The organism is Parvularcula mediterranea, assembly GCF_013085255.1.
Lineage (GTDB): Bacteria > Pseudomonadota > Alphaproteobacteria > Caulobacterales > Parvularculaceae > Parvularcula > Parvularcula mediterranea.
The window spans coordinates 965,350-985,527 of sequence record NZ_JABFCX010000002.1; the positions used below are offsets into that span (position 1 = coordinate 965,350).

Here is a 20,178-nt window from a genome sequence, read left to right on the forward strand (position 1 = left end):
CCGCTTGTCAGAATTTAGAGGCGGGGAGTGGCACCGAAGTGGGGATAAGTCAACGGGTGGCTTGGCTTCAGCCCTTGGCCGCACCGGTCCTTGCGAGAACGAGCGCGAGGGTGACGCACATCAAGCTCGCGATGAGGAGAGGAAGGCTTCCCTCCTTGCCCAGCGCCAGCTCTCTCCATGCAAAATAGACCGCGTTGGCAAGGCCAAGCAAAAGCAAAATGAAGACAGCTACAAGCCTGCCGCCCTTGCCCTTTTTCTCGCTATCCATTGCGCGTCCCTCCTGTCTCCCGGAGGGAATCTACGCTGTGTCTAAAGGAAGAGCCAGCGCGGGGTGCTGCGCTTGAAGGCTTCGAACTCATCGCCGAACAGCCTGGTGAGCGCCCGCTCCTCAGGGATGATCTGCACCGCCGTGATGACGCCGATGAAAACCGGCACAAGGAGGAGGCTCAGAAGGCTGCCAAGCTTGAGGGCCAGCGCGAGGAGGATCAGCGCCATGCCGACATACATCGGATTGCGGGTCACCTTATAGACGCCATCGGTCACGAGGGCCGAGGCAGCGCCGGGGCGCTCTGGGTGGAAGGTCGTCTTCTGCTGGCGGAACTGGACGAGGGCCCAGACAGCAATCCCGATCCCTGCGAGGGTCAGAAGCCCTGCGACTGCATCCTCAGCAGGCAGACGGAACGTCGCGCCGGGCATGGCCCTGCCGACGAAGTAGATGGCCATGAAGAAGATCGCGAACCAAGCCGGTGGGATCAGGAGCGGCTTCTCGCCTGCAGGGATTTCGTCAGACATCGAACCTTCCCAATTTCTCGTTCTTGTTGAGCTCATCGGCGCGGAACACGCAGCCATTCATCACGCCATAGACACCGGCCGGCAAGGTCTGCGCCGCGATGATCGCTCCGCCGAGGTTGAAGCTCGCATCACTTACGAAGAGGGCATGGGGGCGCATCGCGCCGGTCAGCACCACGGTCTTGGAGGGCCCGCAGCCATCGAGATAGCGCGCCGTCTCCGCCATGGTCGATGTGCCGTGCGTGATGACGATCGCATCTTCCTTGGCCGCTTCGATCCGCTCACAGACGAGCTTCCGGTAAGTCTCGGTCATGTCGAGGCTGTCGATCTGGAAGAGCTGCTCGACCTCGTGGGCGTAGCAGCGCGACTGCTCGAGGATTTCGGGCACCTGGGACTTGCCAGCTCCTGCGAAGGCGATGGTCTCCTGCCGCCAGTCATGCACCTTGTCGAGGGTCCCGCCGGTGGTGAGGATACGGACAGGCTTCATTCGCAGGAGCCCGAGATCTTGCAGGCCCCATGCTGGGCAGCCGATTGAGGATATGATTTGCGTTCGATGCCGCAGACCCTGGCCACATCATCGAACAGGCTTTCGTCCCGGTACGCCCCTTTGCTTCCAAGCCGGGTCGGGTAGCCGCGGTTGAGCGTAAGACAGGCCGGCGTGATGACCTCGCCGCCTACAAGGTCGGAATAGTCCGATGCGTAGCCCTTGAGGCTGAGGCTCGGGTAACTGGTTGCGCAGTCGATCTGGTGGAAAAGCCTCGCACCAATGTCTTTCTTGCCCATGCGGCAGGCGGCCTTGGCTTGCGCGAGACGCTCCGCACCCGGTTTTGTTTCGAAGCCGTGGTCTTCACCACCAAGCCCGTCGAGGATGACATAGGCCCGTGCCCAGCGGCGGCGCTTCGCCAGCTGATTGGCGCGGTCAGCGGCCTCGCAATAGGCGGCGCGGTGCTCGGCCATCCGTTCTTCCTGGCTGCATTCGAGATAGGGGAAGGCGGGCGCGAGGAACGCGGCCGTGAGAAGGCTGATCATGATTTGGCGCCTTTCAGCCTGGTTTCGTCAAGCTCGCCTTCCCAGCGGGCCACGGTCGTCGCGACGGCTGCGTCCCCAGTGACGTTCGTCACGGTACGCATCATGTCGAGGAGCCTGTCGAAGGGGAATATGAGCGCGATGATGAGGATCGCCTGCTCGCTTGTCACACCGAAGCTGGTGAGAACGGCAATGGCGAGGAAAAGGCTGGCCGAGGGAATGCCCGCAGCACCGATCGAGGCCGCCGTGGCCGTGACGGCGATGGCGATATAGTCAGCACCTGACAGGTCGAGGCCCACGGCCTGCGCCGCGAAGAGCGACACAATCCCGAGATAGATCGACGTGCCGTCCATGTTGATCGTCGCCCCAAGCGGCGCGACCGAACCTGCGACTGCGCGACCGACGCCGATGTTTTGGGTCAGGTTGCCGATGGTCACGGGTAGCGTCGCCGACGAGCTGGCCGTCGAGTAGGCCGTCGTCATCGCATCGAGCATACCGCGCAGGAACTTGAAGAAATTGAGCCGTGCAAGGAGCGTCACCAGCCCGCCATAGACGATCAGAATATGAAGGGCGCAGGCGAGGTAGAGCGCAATCGCGAGCTTTCCGAGATTGAAGAGCACCGCGAGCCCTTGGGTCCCGAGCACCCACGCCATGAGCGCGAAGACGCCATAGGGCGCGAGCGCCATGACCCCGCTCGTCAGCTTGAGGATCGCTTCGGCGGCACTCTCGATGGCCTCAGCAAACGGACGGCCCTTCTCACCAGCGGCCAGTGTCCCAATACCCAAAACGATCGAGAAGAAGATCACCGGCAGGATGTCGCCATTGGCCATCGCCGCGATGGGGTTCGCGGGGATAACGTCGAGGATCTGCTGCACGGCTGTGCGCTCGGCAGCTTCCGCCCGCGCGAGCCGATCTGTGATCGCAGACGTTTCGCTCACCGACTGGTAGTCGACACCCTCCCCGGGGTTGAAGATGATCGCCATGCCGATGCCGATGAAGACGGCAATTGACGTGGTGAAGAGATAGAGACCGATGGTCCTGACGCCCAAGGAGCCGAGGCGCTTGGGATCACCGAGGGCGATCATGCCGCTGGTCAGCGTCGTCACGATCAGCGGGATGATGAGCATGCGGATGAGCTTGATGAAGCCATCGCCAATAGGCTTGGCGACGCCTGCCGTCTCACCGAAGAAGAGGCCAACCGCCCCGCCTGCGACGAGGCCCGCCATAACGCGGGCCCAAAGGGGTGCGCCCGTGCGTCCCAGCAGAAAAAGACCGACAAATGCACCAAGAACGGTGCCCCAGAACGCTAGCATCATGTGATCGGCCCTGCCTCTATACGCGCGCGGGAACGTGCCGGGTTGCGGGGCGCGGCGCAAGGTTTGGCGGGTCCGCGGGCCGTTGGCGGTTTTTACTTGCTCGCTGGCGCTCGCGATGGATCCTGGATCGAGTCCAGGATGACCATAATTGCAGGGCCGGCCCTCCGCCCCGTCATCCTGAACTCGATTCAGGATCCATCCCCAAAAAAAAAGAGGCGCCGAAGCGCCCCTTCTCTCATTCATGGTCGAGGAGAACTTACTCCTCATCATACCCAATCAGGCCGAGCTCGCCTGCGAAGTACGCATACTGAAGAGCCAGCCTGCGTGCCGCCTGGTCGAGGTTGGCAGCAGCGCCGTGACCGCCCTCGATGTTCTCGTAGTAGAGGAACTCCTGACCATACTCTTCCATCAGGCGCGCCATCTTACGGGCGTGGCCCGGATGGACGCGGTCGTCCTTGGTGGAGGTGAAGAAGAACGGGCGCGGATATTCAACGTCAGCCTTGAGGTTCTGGTACGGGCTGATCTTCTCGAGGAACGGGCGCTCCTCGGGATTGTCAGGATCGCCATACTCACCGACCCACGACGCACCCGCGAGGAGCTTGTCGTAGCGCAGCATGTCGAGGAGCGGCACGCCGATGCCGATACCCTTGTAAAGATCAGGACGCTGCACCATCGAGACGCCCATCAGAAGACCACCGTTCGAGCCGCCCAAGATACCCAGCTGCTCCTTGGTGGTGATCCCGCGCTCGATCATGTCCTCTGAGATCGCCTGGAAATCATCATAGATGATCTGGCGCTTGCCCTTGAGGCCGGCCTGGTGCCACGCGGGGCCGTACTCGCCACCGCCGCGAATGTTGGTGTTGACGTAGACACCGCCGCGCTCGACCCAGAGCTTGCCGGCCGTTGCGCCATAGCTCGGCAGGATCGGGATTTCGAAGCCGCCATAGCCGTACTGGATGGTCGGCGCGGGACCGTTTTCCAGCGTCTCCTTGAGAGCAATCACCGTATACGGAATCTTCGTGCCGTCAGATGATGTCGCCTCGTAGCGCTTCACCATCATGCCCTCCGCATCGAAGAAGGCCGGCGAGCGGTCGATCTCCTTCGGGCGACGGTTCTCGATCAGGTAGAACGTGTCCGGAGTGATTGGGTTCTCGTAGGTTGCGATCACTGCGCCGGTGGAAGGGTCCATCGTCCTGAGGCCGATGACGCCACCTTCGGGCAGCCTGATGTCGCGGCCACGCCACTTGCCGTTGCGGCGCTCTTCGAAGCGGATCATCCGGCCCGCAATATCGTCGAGAAGGGTGATGACGATATCGTCCTTCGACGTCGCAACCGATTGGACCGCGATTTCGCGGGTCGGCTCAACCAGCACCTGGACCTCTTCCATGGCGCGGCCCATCGCTATGACCGAACCAGTGGTGTAGGTCTCGCCGCCGAACTCCATCGGCTCTTTCAGCTCAATGACGAAATCGCCCGAAGAGAAACCGGAAAGGCTCGCTTTCTTCGGCAGCGGAAGGCGGACTGCCTCCATGTCCTCGTTCAGGACCATCCAGTTGTAGTCGTAGAACGTCTCACCGTGGAAAACGCCGCCGGTGTAGCTCTCGCCGTCCCAAAAGCTGTAGGGATAGGTCCAGATGTCGGTGGTCGCAGCCTCATAGACCTGCGTCGCATCGGCAAGGTCCTGGCCACGCTTCCAGACCTTCACGATCCGCGGATAGCCTGAGTCCGTCAGCGTGCCTTCGCCAAAGTCCGTGCCCACAAGAACCGTGTCGGCATCGAGCCAGGTGACCGAGGACTTGGCTTCGGGGAGCTCGAAACCGCCATCGACGAAGCTGCGGCTGTCGATATCGTACTCCCGCACCACCGCAGCGTCCGAGCCGCCGCGGGAAAGGGTGACGAGGCAGCGGCTGTAGTCAGGCGCCAGGCAGTCGGTGCCTGCGAAGACCCAGTTCTCGCCCTCATCCTCAGCCAGCTTGTCGACGTCGAGAATGACTTCCCAATCGTCGGACTTGGCGAGGTAATCCTTCTGGCTCATCCGGCGCCAGACACCGCGCACGGCGTCCTTGTCCTGCCAGAAATTGTAGGCGTAGCCGCCGCGAAGGGAGACCGAAGGCACCCGGTCATCGGAGGTGAGGATGGCATTGGCCTCGGACAGCATGGGCTCATAGGCCGGGTGGGCCTCAAGCACTGCCAGGGAACGCTCGTTTTGGGCACGAACCCAATCGAGAGCCCACTCGCCCTGCACCTCTTCAAGCCACAGGAACGGGTCGTTCTTCATTACATCTACCTCGCTCTGGGCATGGGCTGCGGTCATGGAAAGCGCGGCAAAGGCCACGCCCGTCAACAAACGTTTCACGGTCGTATCTCCCTGATTGGTCTTGCTTATGAATTACGCCTGAAGACGGCGCCCGAAAGGTTTTGCTGCACCTCGCGCGCATCATAGGCAGCGAGGTTGTCGGCAGGCTTCGGTCCCTTGCCGAGGACAATGAAAGCAATGGCGGTGTAACGCTGGCTCTCGCGGACATCCACGTCATTGAAACCGCGGGTATAATAGGGGAACGGGCCGAAGCCGTAGAAGCCGAAGGCACCATATTGCGGGCCGAGGTCGGTGACACGCAGGCGGCGTTCCGTCTCGGTCTCGTCGCTGACCACGAGGAAATGGTCGTAGCCGTTCTCAAGGGTCACTTCGGCCGCTCGCAGCAAGAGCGCCGTCTCGACCTGCTCACGGGTGGTCAGGCTATTGCCCCGGAAGGAGATCCGGTAGCGGTTCTCCTCGATCTTCTGGTCAGCAAAGCCGTAGCCCTGGCCGTTGGCAGGCTCGAATGGCGTCGGAGAGGCGCAGGCTGCGAGACCTGCAAATGCGAGGGGGAGGAGGAATTTTCTCATCGTGACACTCTGCCTTCTGGTCGCTCGCGCGTCCTGCGATAGGTGATCGCGCAATAAAACACTACCGCAAAGAGGGTGAGACACCCCATGAGCGATTGTATGGATATAGCGACAAAACCAGCCCACGCCCCTGCCGAGCACCCGCCCGTAGCCCTTGGCAAGGTGGGGGTGCTGCTCATCAACCTTGGAACGCCCGAGGCGCTGACCACGGGCGCAGTGCGCAAGTACCTCGCCGAGTTCCTGAGCGACCGGCGGGTGGTCGACTATCCTGCCCTCGTCTGGCAGCCGGTCTTGCGCGGCATCATCCTGAACACCCGGCCGGCCAAGACCAAGAAGGCGTATGCCGAGATCTGGGATCAAGAGACCGGTGAGAGCCCGCTGCGCCGCTACACCCGCGAGCAGGCAGAGAAGCTCGCCGCGCGGATGCCGGAGGGTGTCCATGTTGACTGGGCCATGCGCTACGGCGTCCCCGGGACGGCCGAGACCCTGGACCGGATGCAGGCAGCAGGCTGCGACCGCATCCTGCTCGTACCGCTCTATCCGCAATATTCGGCCACCACGACCGGGACCGCCTGCGATGCGGCTTATGCATGGGCGATGAAGAAGCCGTGGATGCCCGCGTTCCGGACCATGCCGGCTTTCCACGATGATGATGGGCTGATCGAGGCCCTCGCCGACACCTGCCGTCGGCATACCGATGAGACGACCGAGCGGGTGATCCTCTCCTTCCACGGGCTGCCTGAGCGCTACTTCAAACAGGGCGACCCCTATCACTGCCATTGTCAGAAGACCGCGCGCCTGATGCGCGAAAAGCTGGGCTGGACGACCGAGTTCGCCCCTCTCGCCTTCCAGTCGAAGTTCGGTCCAGAGACATGGCTCGGTCCGTCGACGGAAGACCTCGTCGAGGAGGCTGCCAAGGAAGGCCTCAAGAACATCGCCGTGATCACGCCGGGCTTCGTCTCCGACTGCATCGAGACGCTGGAAGAAGTCGGCCTCGGCCTCGCAGAGACCTTCGAGGAGCATGGCGGCGAGAGCCTGAAGGCTATCCCATGCCTTAATAGCTCAGACGCCTTCATCGACCTGCTTGAACGGCTCTGCCTGCGCGAGCTGCAGGGTTGGGTCGCTTCGTAGGCCGATGATCTTCTACACTGCACAGGACTTTAATCTGAACCTACCTGAAGGTCACCGATTCCCCGGGCAAAAATACCGCCTTCTGGAAGAGAAGCTCGTGCGGGACGGAACGCTCGCGCCAGAAATGTTGCGCGAGGCGCCGATCGCTCCAAACGAGGTCATCCTTTCGGTGCACACGGAGGAGTATCTTCGCTCCCTTGAGGACGGCTCCATCGACCCCCGCGCCATGCGCCGGATTGGCTTTCCGTGGTCGGAGCAGATCCCGAGGCGGGGCCGCAGGACCGTCGGCGGTGCCCTCGCCGCCGCAAGGCAGGCCCTCCGCGTTGGTCTCTCGGGCCAGCTTGCAGGCGGCACCCACCATGCCCACCCAGACTTCGGTGCAGGCTTCTGCATCTTCAATGACCAGGCCGTTGTCGCCACTGTCCTCTTAGAAGAAGGGGCCGTCGATCGGGTCGCTGTCATCGACCTCGACGTCCATCAGGGCGACGGCAACGCCGCCGTTCTTCAGCCTAGGGACGACTGCTTCGTCATGGACGTCTTCGGCGAAAAGAACTTCCCCTTCAGGAAGGTACCTTCGGACCTCGACGTCCCGATGCCCGACGCGGCGGAGGATGCCGAGTTCCTGCGCGCGATCGAAGAGCACCTCGACGCCGTGTGGGCTTTCAAGCCCGACCTCGTCCTCTATCAGGCAGGGGTTGATCCCCTGGCCGAAGACAAGCTCGGCAGGCTAAACATCTCGTTTGAGGGCCTGCGCGCCCGGGACGAGATCGTCCTCGAAGGCTGCCGGAAGCGCGGTATCCCCTGCTCCATGGCCATCGGCGGCGGCTACTCCGACCCCATCGAGCACACGGTCAACGCATACGCAGGAACCTACGAAGTCGCCCGCGACGTCTACGGATGGTAGCTAGAGGCGTTTGTTCTGCTCACGGAGCAAAAGGAAAGCGCCGACTAGAAGACCTGTGATAGCCAGCGACACATAGACCACTGCAAAGACCGTTTCGCCCAGAAACCGTAGTGGACCTAGCACGTAGAGAGCGAAGAATAAAAAAGCGGGAGCAAAGATAGCACCCGAAAACGACCTGATCGAAAATCTCTGTCGCCTCTTCCGGTAATCCCGTGTCCGTGGAAGTTTCGCATCATCCGAGGGCATCGCTCAGCGCCTGAACCTGCTCGTCAGTCGTCTCCCAGCTGGTGACAAACCGGCGGGCCTCACCCCCGTATTGGTCGCCGGGCTGGACCCAGTCATAGAACTCCGCCCCTGCCCCGCGCAGCTTTTCCGCTACCGAACCCGGCATACGGACGAACAGCTCGTTGATCTGAGGCTCTACGAGGACCTCGCACTCAGGATGGTCCGTGAAGATGTTCGCGACAGCGCGGCACTGCCGGGCCGAAGTCTCAGCGAGCGAGAGCCAGAGATCATCCGCGAAATAGGCCTGCCACTGGGCAGCGAGGAAGCGCTGCTTGGACATCCCCAGCCCCGCCCGCTTGCAGCGGGCCACCATCTCTTCTTCCCTGGACGGATCGAAGAGCACGACGGCCTCGGCCAGCATGCATCCATTCTTGGTCGCGCCGAAGGAAAGGATGTCGACCCCTGCCTTCCACGTCAGCTCGGCCGGGCTCGCACCACTTGCCCGCACTGCGCCAGCGAAGCGGGCGCCATCCATATGAAGGCCCATGCCATAGCGCCTGGTCGCATCGTTCAGTGTACTAATTTCATCGGGAGAGTAGACCGTCCCCCACTCCGTCGCCTGAGTCAGCGACAGGACCGACGGCGAAACGCGGTGCGCCATGGGGGGGTCATAAGGCAGCATGGCTGCCTCGATTGTCTCAACCGTCATCTTCCCAAAGGCACCGCCCGCCGGGATAACCTTCGCCCCGCCGGTGTAGAACTCAGGCGCGCCGCACTCATCGATCAGCACGTGGGCGTGCTCATGGCAGATGACCCCGCCATAAGGCGCCGTCAGCATGCTGAGCGCCACACCATTTGCCGCCGAGCCGGTAGGGACAAACGCGACCGCGACGTCACGCTCGAAAACTTCAGAGAAAAGCGCCCTCACCCCCTGGCTGGCAGTGTCCGCGCCATAGGCAGGAGCGAAGCCGCCGTCAGCAGAGGTCATGGCCTCCATCACTTCTGGATGGACGCCGCCCCAATTGTCGGAGGTAAAAAGCATCAGATCGACGAGCCCATCAGCTTGCGGCAGAGATCGTCGAGCTGGTCGAGATTGTCATAGCTCAGGACCATCTTGCCCGCTCCGCCCGAACCCTTGCGTGTAATGTCCACGTCGATGCCGAGGCTTTCGCGTAAATCCTGTTCAAGAGCGCGAGTGTCGGCATCCTTCACCGCGCGCTTGACGGCCTTGCCGAGTTTCTCCGTCGACTGATCACCGCCAGAAGCGACGAGCTTCTCCGTGGCACGAACCGAGAGGTCTTCCTTGACCACCCGCTTGGCAAGCTCGATCGGTTTCTCCGCAGAAAGGAGCGCCCGGGCGTGGCCCATGGAGAGCTCGCCCGCCGTCACCATGCCGCGCACCTCGACGGGCAGCGCCACGAGGCGGAGCATGTTGGCGACGTGACTGCGGCTCTTGCCGACGGCCTCGGCAATCTCCCCTGCCCGCTTGCCGTAGCGGTCAGCGAGCAGCTGGTAGCCATCCGCTTCTTCCATCGGATTGAGGTCGACCCGCTGGACGTTCTCAATGAGCGCGATCTCAGCAGAAGCGCCCTCCTCCACATCCTTGATAAGCGCCGGGATTTTATGGAGCCCTGCCCGCTGCGCAGCTCGCCAGCGGCGCTCACCGGCAATGATCGTGTACTGACCGCCGGCCTTAGGCCGCACAAGGATCGGCTGGAGCACGCCTCGGGAACCAACCGACTCGGCAAGGGCCGCGAGCTCTGCCTCGTCAAACTGCTTACGCGGCTGGTCCTTGTCAGGTGCAATGTCAGAGATGTTGATCTCGTCAACACCGCCCCTTGGCTCCGCCTGCGGAACATCACCAAGGATTGCTTCAAGGCCGCGGCCCAGACCCTTCTTCGCCATCACGCAGCCCTTTCCCGGCCGATCACTTCGCTTGCCAATTGGACATAGGCCTGGCTGCCGGCGCAGCGCAGGTCGTAGAGGAGTGCGGGCTTGCCATGAGATGGCGCCTCGGAGATCCGTACATTACGCGGGATCGCCGTCCGGTAGACCTTGTCCCCCAAGTGCGCCCGGACATCGGCCTCGACATCAGCACTGAGATTGTTGCGCTTGTCATACATAGTCAGGACCACCCCCTGCAGCTCCAGCGAAGGGTTGAGTCGTGTACGGACGGTTTCGATGGTGCGCATGATCTGGCTCAAGCCTTCCAGCGCGAAGAACTCGCACTGAAGGGGGATGAGAACAGCATGCGCCGCCGTCATCGCGCCGACGGTCAAAAGCCCGAGGGAAGGGGGGCAGTCGATCAAGACATAGGTCAGCTCGGGTCGGTCCTTCGCCAGCTGATCGATCGCCTCGCTCAGTCGATAGTGTCGCCTCGGATCATCGAGCAGATCGATATCCGCCCCCGCCAGCGTCATCCCGGCAGGCGCTACTTCGAGACGGGGAACGCTCGTCGGCTTGAGCGCTTCGGCGAGGGAAGCGTCACCGAGGAGGACATCATAGGTCGTCGCCTGCCTCTCGCTGACACCGACGCCCAGTCCGGTGGAGGCATTGCCCTGGGGATCGAGATCCAGAATGGCGACATGCTCACCAACGGCAGCGAGGGCCGTGGAGAGGTTGATCGCCGTCGTCGTTTTTCCGACGCCGCCCTTTTGGTTGGCCACGGCCAAGACCCGCGGTTGTTTCATGGCTTCCTCAAAGGCGCGCGTATGACCAGTATGGCCGCATCGCGGTCGGTCTGACTTGCTACGGTTTCAAGCTCAAAAGACCATTGTTCCCGCGCAGCGTCCACTTCTTGTTGTGCACGTTGGCCCTTTGGGAAAATCATCGTGCCGCCAATGGCAAGGAGCGGCGTCGCCAGCTCCAAGAGGCCGGGGAGGGCGGTGACCGCGCGTGCCGTGATGAGGTCGTAAGCTTTCTTTCGGGCAAGAGACTCAACGCGGCCGGAGAGAACCTGACAGCGATCGAGCTGCGCTTTTTGAGCCACCGCTGCCAAAAACGCCGCTTTCTTTCCGACGCTGTCGCACAGTGTCCAGCTGAGCGCGGGACGTCGCTCCTCGCACATGATGGCCATGACCATACCCGGAAAGCCTGCGCCAGAGCCAAAGTCCAACGCATTCTCGGCGTTATCGGGGAGGAGGGGCCAAAGCTGCGCGCTATCGGCGTAGTGCCGCTCCCAGCGATCAGGCAGACTCTTCCGGGCAACCAGATTGGTGTGCACCGATGTTTCTACGAGCGCAGCATCATACGCGCTGAAACGCTCAGCCTCCGCCTCACTAGCATCGATGGAGCGCAGAAAATCCTGACAGCTATCAAGCGGCACGGGAGGACTTCCTGAGCGCCACAGAGAGAAGGGCGAGGGCAGCCGGTGTCATGCCTTCGATCCTACTCGCCTGGCCAAGTGTTGCGGGACGGGTTGTATCAAGCCGCTGCCGAACCTCTGCTGAAAGGGAAGGGAGCCCGGAGTAATCAAAGTCGGTAGGAATCTGGAGAGCTTCATACTTCTGGAAGCCGGCGATATCCTCGGCTTGCCTGTCCAAAAAGCCGGAGTAGGTCGCATCGGCTTCAAGCTTTGCCGCCTCATCGGGTGAAAGATCTGCCAAGCGCGGATGGATCTTCGCGAGATCTGTCATCGAAACCGCCGGTAGTGAGAGGAGATCAAGAACCGAGCGCCTTCGACCGTCCTGCTTCACAGAAAATCCGTGGGCAGCGGCCTCGTTGGGCGTCATCTTCGTCTCTTCAGCCCAGCTGCGCAGCGCCTTCCACGAAGAGTGTTTCACGTGAAACGCCTCAGCGCGCTGCTCGCCCACAAGGCCGAAGGCGGTCCCTAGGGGCGTAAGCCGATCGTCGGCGTTATCGGCACGAAGAGAAAGGCGATACTCTGCTCGCGACGTGAACATCCGATAGGGCTCTGAGACTCCGCGCGAAACAAGATCATCCACGAGAACGCCGATATAGCCTTGGCTACGGCTAATCTCCAGCGGACCGGAGCTCGAGGCAGCACTCGCGCCAGCAACGAGACCTTGCGCGCCGGCCTCCTCATAGCCCGTGGTACCGTTGATCTGACCCGCAAGGTACAATCCAGAGAGCGCACGGAGCTCGAGAGACTTGGTCAGGCTCCGCGGATCGACGAAGTCATACTCGATAGCATAGCCATACTCTTTGACCTCAACGTCGTCGAGACCCTTGATTGTCCGGAGAAAAGCGTCCTGAACGTCCGCGGGAAGCGACGAGGAGATCCCGTTCGGATACACGGTATCGTCCGAAAGGCCCTCGGGCTCCAGGAAGATCTGGTGGCTCGCCTTTTCAGCAAAGCGCACGATCTTATCCTCGATCGACGGGCAATAGCGAGGTCCCTTGCCAGCAATGGCGCCGCTATAGACCGCCGACTTCTCGATGTTTTCAGCGATCACGCGATGTGTGGCGTGATTGGTCTCCGTGATCCCGCACGAGATCTGCTGAACCTCAATTCTGTCTGTCAGAAAGGAAAAGGGGACCGGACGAACATCGGCTGGCTGCATCTCCAATGCGTCCCAGGCGATCGAAGCGAACGCCAAACGCGCCGGGGTGCCCGTTTTCAACCGTCCGAGCGGTAGCTGCATAGCTTCTAGGCGCTCGCCCAACGTGGTGGCAGGGGCCTCGCCCACACGCCCAGCCGGAATTCGCTCTTGTCCTCGATGAATGAGACCCCGCAAGAACGTCCCGGTCGTCAGGACCACGGCGTCAGCCTCAAGCTTCTCGCCGGAAGACAGGATAACACCACAGCAGCGGTCGTCCTTGACGATGAGGTCCTCGACAGCTGCCTCGACAATTTCGAGGTTCTCCTGCTCCGCAAGGAGAGACTGGACCGCAGCTTTATAGAGCTTGCGGTCCGCTTGAGCTCTCGGACCCCGCACGGCAGGGCCGCGGGACGCATTCAGCATTCGAAACTGGATGCCTGAGCGGTCGATCGCCTTGGCCATGATCCCGTCGAGAGCGTCAATCTCTCGAACGAGGTGCCCCTTACCGACACCACCGATGGCCGGGTTGCAGGACATCTCGCCAATAGTGGAGCGCTTGTGGGTCACCAGAATTGCCTCCGCGCCCATACGAGCCGCAGCGGCAGCTGCCTCGCAGCCCGCATGGCCGCCGCCCACAATAATGACCCGTCGTCCTGACTGTTTCACGTGAAACACCTATTTACCGATACAAAAGCTGGAGAAGATATCTCCCAGCACATCGTCTGGCGCAATGCGTCCCGTCAACTCCTCAAGCCGTGTCGCTGCATGACGGATCGTTTCACTTCCCAGTTCTGGCGCTGCCTCAATCGATGCCTCAAAGCCATCGAGAGAGACAAGCGCCGCCCGGATGAGTCCGGCCTGTCTCTCCGAAGCAGCCAGCCCGGGTGCCGCCAGGTCATCAAGGCGCGCCCGGATCTGCAATGACAGGCGCTCGACAGATTGATCATCCAAGCTCGAATAGCCGTCGAGCTCGCCACTCAGGTCGGACTTCGTTCTGACGATGATATCTCCATCACGCCGGTATGACTGGAGCCAGCCGGGGAGATCGCCTGCACCGGACGGGTAGCAGAGGAGGCGCAGGTCAGCCTGTTCCGCGGCGCGGACGGCCAGCCCGATCCCCGTCGCCTCGACAGATGAGCTCGGGTCCTCCCGCACGCCAGCAGTATCGAGGAAAGAGACGAGGTGCCCGTGGAGCTCCACCCGCTCAGAGACCACATCCCGTGTCGTTCCCTCCTCAGGCGACACGATCGCCCTCTCGTCAGCGACCAACCTATTGAATAGGCTGGACTTTCCCGCGTTCGGGGGGCCAAGGATCGCGATGGTCACGCCCTCGGCGACCCGGCGCGCGCGCGCGGCGGTGGCAAGCTGGTCACTCAGGGCGGTGCGCACGTCCCGAACGAGAGGAAGAGCCCTTTCAGCAATCTGAGCAGGCACATCCTCTTCGTCGGGGAAGTCGACCGCTGCTTCAAGCTGCGCCAGCGCCGAGATGAGGAGCCCTCGCCATTCATCGGCCAGCGCCCGGAGCTGACCTGAGTGCCCCGCCAACGCCTGCTTCAATTGAAGCTCGGTCTCCGCTTCCAAAAGGTCGCTCAGCCCTTCGGCCTGGGTGAGATCCATCTTGCCGTTCGCGAAAGCCCGCATGGAAAAGGCACCCGGTCCAGCAGGCTCGATCCCGAGACCCGTCAGAACCTCCGTCAGCCTCCGCTCCACCGCAATCGATCCGTGAAGCTGTAGCTCGGCGACATCTTCGCCGGTAAAGCTGGCGGGACCTGGAAACCAGAGTGCGAGCCCATCGTCGACCTGCGCCCCATCTCCATCACGCACAGTAACGCGGCGCGCGGCGCGCGGCTTGCCCGTGCTGCCGGTCAGCGTTGAGAGAACGCGCCCGGCCTCCGGGCCTGAAATTCTATAGACAGCAACGCCTGAGCGACCGCTCCCCGACGCTTTTGCGAAAATGGTCGCGCTCAACCTTTGTCAGCCGCCTTCATGGCCTGACCGAAAGCTGCCTGCATCGCGTCGAACGATTGGCCGGAGGTCGCCATGGCGCGCTCCCAGAAGCGGACAGGGTCGGACAACGTGTCGATGTTCTCCTGAACCCGGACCTTCAGCGCTTCGGTCACCACCTCGTTGACAGCGGTCAAGTCGGGAAGGCCGAAGAAGGCTCGCGCCTCGGCAGGCGTGCAGTCGATATCAATGGAGATTTTCATGGCTTTGGGAAACGCCTTCGCTGCGTCACTGTCAAGACAAGAAAAAAGCCGCGGACAGTCGCCGCGGCTTCTTGAAAGGCTCTGACAACAGGTTCGTCAGGTGTTCATCGAGTCAAAGAAGTCCTGGTTCGTCTTCACCTGACGGAGCTTCTCCAGGAGGAAGTCGATCGAGTCGTTCGGGTTCATCGGAGAGAGGATCCGGCGGAGAACGAAGATCTTCGCCAGCTCGTCCTTCGGAATGAGGCGGTCCTCGTTCCTCGTGCCCGACTTGGCGATATCGATCGCCGGGAAGACCCGCTTGTCGGCGACCTTCCGGTCAAGGACGATCTCGGAGTTACCCGTGCCCTTGAACTCTTCGAAGACGACCTCGTCCATCCGCGAGCCCGTGTCGATGAGGGCGGTCGCGATAATCGTCAGTGAACCGCCTTCTTCGATGTTCCGTGCGGCACCGAAGAAACGCTTCGGACGCTGGAGCGCGTTGGCATCGACACCGCCGGTCAGCACCTTGCCAGAGCTTGGCACGGTGGCGTTATAGGCGCGGCCGAGGCGCGTGATCGAGTCGAGGAGGATGACCACGTCGCGGCCGTGCTCGACCAGGCGCTTTGCCTTTTCGATCACCATTTCCGAGACTTGCACGTGTCGCGTCGCAGGCTCGTCAAAGGTCGAGGAGACAACCTCTCCGTTCACGGAGCGTTGCATGTCCGTGACCTCCTCAGGGCGCTCGTCGATGAGTAGCACGATGAGGTAGCATTCAGGGTGGTTGGCCGTGATCGCGTGGGCGATGTTCTGGAGGAGCACTGTCTTACCCGTCCGCGGCGGTGCCACGATGAGCGAGCGCTGGCCCTTACCGATCGGCGCGACGATATCGATCACGCGGTTCGAGAGGTCTTTCTTCTCCTTCGACTTCAGCGTCTCTTCGGTGATCACCTCCATGTGGAGGCGCTCGTCCGGGTAGAGAGGCGTCAAGTTGTCGAAGTGGACTTTGAGGCGGGCCTTTTCAGGATCCTCGAAATTGATCTGGTCGAGGCTCGTCAGGGCGAAGTAGCGCTCGCCGTCTTTGGGGCTCCGGATCTCGCCGAAGACCGTATCACCGGTTTTCAGCGTGTGCTTCCGGATCATCTGGGGCGAGACGTAGATATCGTCGGGACCTGCAAGATAGTTCGCGTCAGGTGACCTCAGGAAGCCGAAGCCGTCAGGCAGGATCTCGAGCACACCCGAGCCTTTGATCTCGACTTCCTCGTCGGCCAGCTCTCGGAGAATGGCGAAGAGGAGGTCCTGCTTGCGAAGGGCGGAAGCGTTATCGACGCCGACATCCTCGCCAAAGCTGACGAGGTCCTGCGGTGTCTTTTCCTTGAGCTCGTCAAGGGTGATGCGTTCGGGAAGCATAGAGGGTCCACACGGGAAGAGCGGCCAAGACGGCGCTATGGACTGAAGAAAGGGGAACAACACGGCGAGAACCGCCGCTCCCTTTCAGGTAGTGAAGGGATTTCCGTCCGTCAACTCTGCTGGGTAGCGGCGAAGGCGGCCTTCGCCCAGGCGACACGCTCGGCTGGAGCTCGGAGCTCCTCCGCTACACCGTCGATGGCATCGAGCCGGGCCTTTAGCCCCGCGGCATTGGCAAGCTGGACGGCGAGGCCGGGCCGGCCGTTGAGCTCGAGGAGGAGGGGACCACGGGTCTTATCGATCACGAGGTCGACCCCAAGATAGCCAAGCTCGACTTCAGGATAGCAGCGCGCGCCCATCATCAGCATCTCTTCCCAATCAGGGATTTCGATACCTGCGAGGTCGAGGCCGGTATCGGGGTGGGTGGCGACACAACGGTCATGGTGGACCCCGCCGCAGGTGACCCCCGTCGCGATATCGACGCCGATCCCAACACCGCCGCGGTGGAGATTGGCCTTCCCGTCGCTCTCCGCGGTCGGGAGCCGGACCATCGCCATTGCGGGCACGCCCCGATAGATGATCAGGCGGATGTCCGGCACGCCGCTCGGCGCGACCTTCGAGAAGGTGTCGGAGAAGGTCACAATCTCTTCGATAAGGGCGACGTCACTCAGGCCGCTGAGGGAGTACATGCCCGACAGGATGTTGGAGATGTGCCCGTAAAGCGCTTCGTCGCTGATTGGCTTACCTGACGTTGTTCGCCAGCGTCCGTTGATCCTGTCACCGATAACCAGAATGCCGTTTCCTTGCGAGCCCCGCGCCGGCTTGACGACAAAGCTCTTCCGCTCACCGATCAGTTCTGCGAGACGCCGCACACGGGCGTTGATCTCGATGACACCGAGCTGCTTTGGCGCGGGGACGCCGGCGCGCTCCGCTATCCTTTTGGTTTCCACCTTGTCATCGACGATCCGCATCTTCCTGGGATCATTCATCACACTGACATAGGTGACGTTCCGGCCGTTGATGCCGAGGACGCCTTCACCCGACAACTGACCCAAGGCGAGGAGAGGAGCGGTCATGACTGCGCCTTCCTTTCCTTCGCAATCAGGTCCCTGAACCGCCATAGCTCTGTCAGTCTGTACCCGGAGTAGCGGCCGAGCGCGAGAACACCTGCCGCGATGACGAGCATGAGCTCCGGGAAGGTGAAGACCAAATGCGTCAGCGTCCCCCATTCGAGCATCAGGTGAATGATGACAGCAACCAAAAGGCTTCCGCCCGCCTGCAGGAGCGCATCACGCGCGCCCATCTGCTCCCAGACAACGGCAACGCGCTCGATGGTCATGGTCAGAACGACGATCGGGAAGAGAGATACCGCTGCACCAAGGCCAATCCCGATCCGGTCCGCGAAGAGCAAGACCCCGATCATCAGGAAGATCACGACGATCAGCATCGCCGCCAGCCGGGGTACGAAAAGCAGGTGGAACTGGGCGAGATAGAACCGGACGAGTAACCCGAAACCAATCAGCATCGAGAAGAAAAGAACCCCGTAAACCGCACCCGTCATCTCGAATGCCAGGGCGATAAGCACAGGCATGAACGTCCCGATGGTCGAAAGGCCCACCACCTGCCTCAAGACGACGAGAAGGAGACCTCCGATCGGAATGATGAGGAGAAGCCGGACGATCGCCTGGGTTTCGACAGGCAGGCGCAAAAGGGAGAATGCTGAGAGAAAGCCTTCGCGCTGGACCCCGCTTCTCGCCTGCAGGGCTTGGGTGCCGCTGATCTGCTGAGCGATGAGCGTCACGGAGAGCGCGCTTTCCTCCGCACCAAGAACTCTGAGCGGTGATTCAGCACCCCGGTACCAGACAAGACGGTCACGGGGGTCGATCATGTCACCTTGCGGATCAAAGCTAAGCCACACGTCTCCGTCCCAGACCTCGAGCCAGGAGATGGCGACCGCGCTCCTGTTGTTTTCCGCGAGAAGAAATCCGCGAACCGCCCGCGCATCGACGCCATCAAGAGAAAGGACAAAGGCAGCTGTCTCGATGACATCTGCATCAGAACTCTCTGCGCGAAGGAGGCCATAGGGACTTCGGTCGCTCCGGTCATCACCCAGGCGTTCAAGCAATAGGCGGCTCATCGTTGCTGGTCCTGCAGCGGACGGCACGATGTCTCTCAAGAGACCGCGTGCTGCCAGGATCCTGTCCTGATCTGCAGGCGGATCAATAGGCTCACTCAGCATATCCGGGGGGGCCAGCGCTGCTTCCGAAGCGATCACGTCCAGTCTCAAGATATAGAGGCCACGATAGCGGAGGCCGATCCGATCGGGCGCTTCTGACGTCGACCAGATGGCTGCGCGGTTTCCGCTCTCGCTATCTTGCAAAGCCATACGCAGGCCTGACCCGGCGAACTGTTCTTCCACCGGGGCGAAGCGGCCATCAGCAGGCGGAACAAAAAGCTGGATGCGCGCTGGATCGCCCGCACCCTCCGCCTCTGCGTTGATTTCGATCTGCCAGAGCTGCGTGTCCCTGTCAGGCAGGATGGGAAAGCCAAGGCCGAGCCACCGGACAAGGAAGATGCCGAGGCCGATCGCAACCAGCAAACCGATCAGGAGCTTGAGATGCCAGCTCACTAGTCGATGATGCCGTCGCAGGTTGGTTCATGGCTGAATTTCTGGGCGACATTGACGAGAAACCCTCCATCGGAGAGCAGGTCTCGGCCCACAAGAAGCCGGTAATTCAGGCCCTTGCGGTCCGCGAGATTGACTTCCACCGTACGCAGAACATCGGAGAGGCAAAGCTCGAGCTCGACGACGAGGCGCTCGTCTTCCGTGTCGCCCGCGCTCACAATGTCCACGCGGTCGACCACTTTGCGCTCAAGCGCCGCACTGTCGTCGTCATTGGTGCGCACTTCGAAGCGCACCCAGGGATCGCCGTCTCGCTCGAACTCCTCGATGTTCCGGGCGTCGATCGATGTGGACGTGGCCCCTGTGTCGATCCTCGCCGCAAAGCTGAGTCCCGCATCGGCCAGATGCACGCGCTCCACCTCACCAATGATGCTGAGGCTGCGTTTCTCGGGCACGTCCTCGTCTGTAGCGAAGGAAGACCCCGCTCCTGCGAAGACGATAAATGATGCGATGGCGGTACGACGGAGCAAGAGACACCTCTTTGCGATCTATCGTATGTTAACGACCAACCTCGCCGAGAGTTCCTTCCGGTGGGTCGGGTCAGCAGCTGCGATGCGCTCTACCGACCCCTCCCACACCCCTTCGATCAGGTCAGGGCAATCAGGAGAACGGTGTAGATCAGCACCGCGCCACCGATGAAGTAGGGGTAGTACTTCCCTCCGAGCGAGGCTCTCGCCTGCTCACCGACCCGGTGGAGGAGTTCGGGCCAGGTGTAGCTGACAAAGTCGCCCTGGCTCATCATCACCACGGTCCCGCCGGCCTCTTCCTGCACAGGAAGGTGGCGGAAACGCTCGTTCGACATCAGGCGCAGCCAGTCGATGAGGTTGTCCGTCGGCTTGGCCACCTTGAGTTCGGTGGTCATGACATCCGCGAGGGTCGTCGCCCTTGGGTCCTTATCCTGTGCAACCACCCGGCGCATCAGGTCGCGCTCGGTGAAGATGCCCACCAGATGGCCGCTCTCGTCCACCACCGCGCTGGCACCGAAGTTCTTCTTCGACATCTCCGCGACGGCATCGCTCACGCTCGTCGTGGGGGGAAATTGCAGGGCGGGCTGCTTCTGCTGATATTCCGGGCGTTCGCGGATAATCATGGGCACCTCTCAATCTGTCTCCAACCGAAGAGACAG

21 protein-coding genes are annotated in these 20,178 nt (G+C 61.8%); 2 read left to right on the forward strand and 19 right to left on the reverse strand.

The window, feature by feature from the left end; genetic code table 11:
- Window positions 1–67: 67 nt before the first annotated feature.
- From HK107_RS05205 to HK107_RS05235, 7 genes are all read right to left on the reverse strand, one after another.
- On the reverse strand, window positions 68–268 hold the full coding sequence (locus tag HK107_RS05205) for a hypothetical protein (RefSeq protein ID WP_173197365.1): 201 nt from the start codon (window positions 266–268) through the stop codon (window positions 68–70).
- 41 nt (window positions 269–309) lie between these two features.
- A complete protein-coding gene (locus tag HK107_RS05210) occupies window positions 310–792 on the reverse strand; it encodes a methyltransferase family protein (protein ID WP_198912302.1) in 483 nt (160 codons plus the stop codon).
- Window positions 785–1,276 (reverse strand): asparaginase domain-containing protein, encoded by a 492-nt coding sequence (locus HK107_RS05215; protein WP_173197366.1) that lies wholly within the window; start codon window positions 1,274–1,276, stop codon window positions 785–787. The genes HK107_RS05210 and HK107_RS05215 overlap by 8 nt, the downstream gene beginning before the upstream one ends.
- Window positions 1,273–1,818 (reverse strand): hypothetical protein, encoded by a 546-nt coding sequence (locus HK107_RS05220; RefSeq protein WP_173197367.1) that lies wholly within the window; start codon window positions 1,816–1,818, stop codon window positions 1,273–1,275. Before HK107_RS05220 ends, HK107_RS05215 begins: the two co-directional genes overlap by 4 nt.
- The gene (locus HK107_RS05225) at window positions 1,815–3,131 is read right to left on the reverse strand and encodes a dicarboxylate/amino acid:cation symporter (RefSeq protein WP_198912303.1); all 1,317 of its coding nucleotides are present in this window, start codon (window positions 3,129–3,131) and stop codon (window positions 1,815–1,817) included. The genes HK107_RS05220 and HK107_RS05225 overlap by 4 nt, the downstream gene beginning before the upstream one ends.
- 256 nt (window positions 3,132–3,387) lie before the next feature.
- The gene (locus HK107_RS05230; protein ID WP_173197368.1) at window positions 3,388–5,487 is read right to left on the reverse strand and encodes a prolyl oligopeptidase family serine peptidase; all 2,100 of its coding nucleotides are present in this window, start codon (window positions 5,485–5,487) and stop codon (window positions 3,388–3,390) included.
- A gap of 26 nt (window positions 5,488–5,513) precedes the next feature.
- Window positions 5,514–6,017, reverse strand: coding sequence for a CC0125/CC1285 family lipoprotein (locus HK107_RS05235; RefSeq protein ID WP_173197369.1), 504 nt, complete (start codon window positions 6,015–6,017; stop codon window positions 5,514–5,516).
- A gap of 87 nt (window positions 6,018–6,104) precedes the next feature.
- On the opposite strand from HK107_RS05235, the gene hemH reads away from it, so the two are divergent.
- Window positions 6,105–7,148 (forward strand): ferrochelatase, encoded by a 1,044-nt coding sequence (gene hemH, locus HK107_RS05240; protein ID WP_233061140.1) that lies wholly within the window; start codon window positions 6,105–6,107, stop codon window positions 7,146–7,148.
- Between the two features lie 4 nt (window positions 7,149–7,152).
- Window positions 7,153–8,052, forward strand: a complete 900-nt coding sequence (locus HK107_RS05245; RefSeq protein WP_173197370.1) for a histone deacetylase family protein — start codon at window positions 7,153–7,155, stop codon at window positions 8,050–8,052.
- 232 nt (window positions 8,053–8,284) lie between these two features.
- On the opposite strand, the gene HK107_RS05250 is transcribed toward HK107_RS05245, so the two are convergent.
- The 12 genes from HK107_RS05250 to HK107_RS05305 all read right to left on the reverse strand — a co-directional run bounded on the left by HK107_RS05250 (window position 8,285) and on the right by HK107_RS05305 (window position 20,142).
- Window positions 8,285–9,319, reverse strand: coding sequence for a threonine aldolase family protein (locus HK107_RS05250; protein WP_173197371.1), 1,035 nt, complete (start codon window positions 9,317–9,319; stop codon window positions 8,285–8,287).
- Window positions 9,319–10,182, reverse strand: a complete 864-nt coding sequence (locus HK107_RS05255) for a ParB/RepB/Spo0J family partition protein (RefSeq protein ID WP_173197373.1) — start codon at window positions 10,180–10,182, stop codon at window positions 9,319–9,321. Before HK107_RS05255 ends, HK107_RS05250 begins: the two co-directional genes overlap by 1 nt.
- Entirely contained in the window at window positions 10,182–10,967 is a 786-nt protein-coding gene (locus HK107_RS05260; protein WP_173197376.1) for a ParA family protein, read from the reverse strand. Before HK107_RS05260 ends, HK107_RS05255 begins: the two co-directional genes overlap by 1 nt.
- Complete coding sequence (gene rsmG / locus HK107_RS05265) at window positions 10,964–11,602, reverse strand: 16S rRNA (guanine(527)-N(7))-methyltransferase RsmG (protein ID WP_173197378.1); 639 nt, start codon at window positions 11,600–11,602, stop codon at window positions 10,964–10,966. Before rsmG ends, HK107_RS05260 begins: the two co-directional genes overlap by 4 nt.
- The gene (gene mnmG, locus HK107_RS05270; protein WP_332871491.1) at window positions 11,592–13,454 is read right to left on the reverse strand and encodes a tRNA uridine-5-carboxymethylaminomethyl(34) synthesis enzyme MnmG; all 1,863 of its coding nucleotides are present in this window, start codon (window positions 13,452–13,454) and stop codon (window positions 11,592–11,594) included. Before mnmG ends, rsmG begins: the two co-directional genes overlap by 11 nt.
- Complete coding sequence (gene mnmE, locus HK107_RS05275) at window positions 13,455–14,747, reverse strand: tRNA uridine-5-carboxymethylaminomethyl(34) synthesis GTPase MnmE (RefSeq protein ID WP_173197380.1); 1,293 nt, start codon at window positions 14,745–14,747, stop codon at window positions 13,455–13,457.
- Complete coding sequence (locus tag HK107_RS05280; RefSeq protein WP_173197382.1) at window positions 14,744–14,986, reverse strand: DUF6489 family protein; 243 nt, start codon at window positions 14,984–14,986, stop codon at window positions 14,744–14,746. Before HK107_RS05280 ends, mnmE begins: the two co-directional genes overlap by 4 nt.
- 96 nt (window positions 14,987–15,082) lie before the next feature.
- Window positions 15,083–16,372 carry a transcription termination factor Rho gene (rho, locus tag HK107_RS05285; protein ID WP_173197384.1) on the reverse strand — a complete coding sequence of 430 codons (1,290 nt, stop codon included), beginning with the start codon at window positions 16,370–16,372 and terminating at the stop codon, window positions 15,083–15,085.
- 110 nt (window positions 16,373–16,482) lie between these two features.
- Window positions 16,483–17,445 (reverse strand): alpha-L-glutamate ligase-like protein, encoded by a 963-nt coding sequence (locus HK107_RS05290; RefSeq protein WP_173197386.1) that lies wholly within the window; start codon window positions 17,443–17,445, stop codon window positions 16,483–16,485.
- Window positions 17,442–18,998 carry a UUP1 family membrane protein gene (locus HK107_RS05295; RefSeq protein ID WP_173197388.1) on the reverse strand — a complete coding sequence of 519 codons (1,557 nt, stop codon included), beginning with the start codon at window positions 18,996–18,998 and terminating at the stop codon, window positions 17,442–17,444. Before HK107_RS05295 ends, HK107_RS05290 begins: the two co-directional genes overlap by 4 nt.
- Window positions 18,998–19,522 carry an ATP-dependent zinc protease family protein gene (locus tag HK107_RS05300; RefSeq protein WP_173197390.1) on the reverse strand — a complete coding sequence of 175 codons (525 nt, stop codon included), beginning with the start codon at window positions 19,520–19,522 and terminating at the stop codon, window positions 18,998–19,000. The genes HK107_RS05295 and HK107_RS05300 overlap by 1 nt, the downstream gene beginning before the upstream one ends.
- A 116-nt stretch (window positions 19,523–19,638) precedes the next feature.
- Window positions 19,639–20,142 (reverse strand): CBS domain-containing protein, encoded by a 504-nt coding sequence (locus tag HK107_RS05305; RefSeq protein ID WP_269815573.1) that lies wholly within the window; start codon window positions 20,140–20,142, stop codon window positions 19,639–19,641.
- Between the last annotated feature and the right edge of the window lie 36 nt (window positions 20,143–20,178).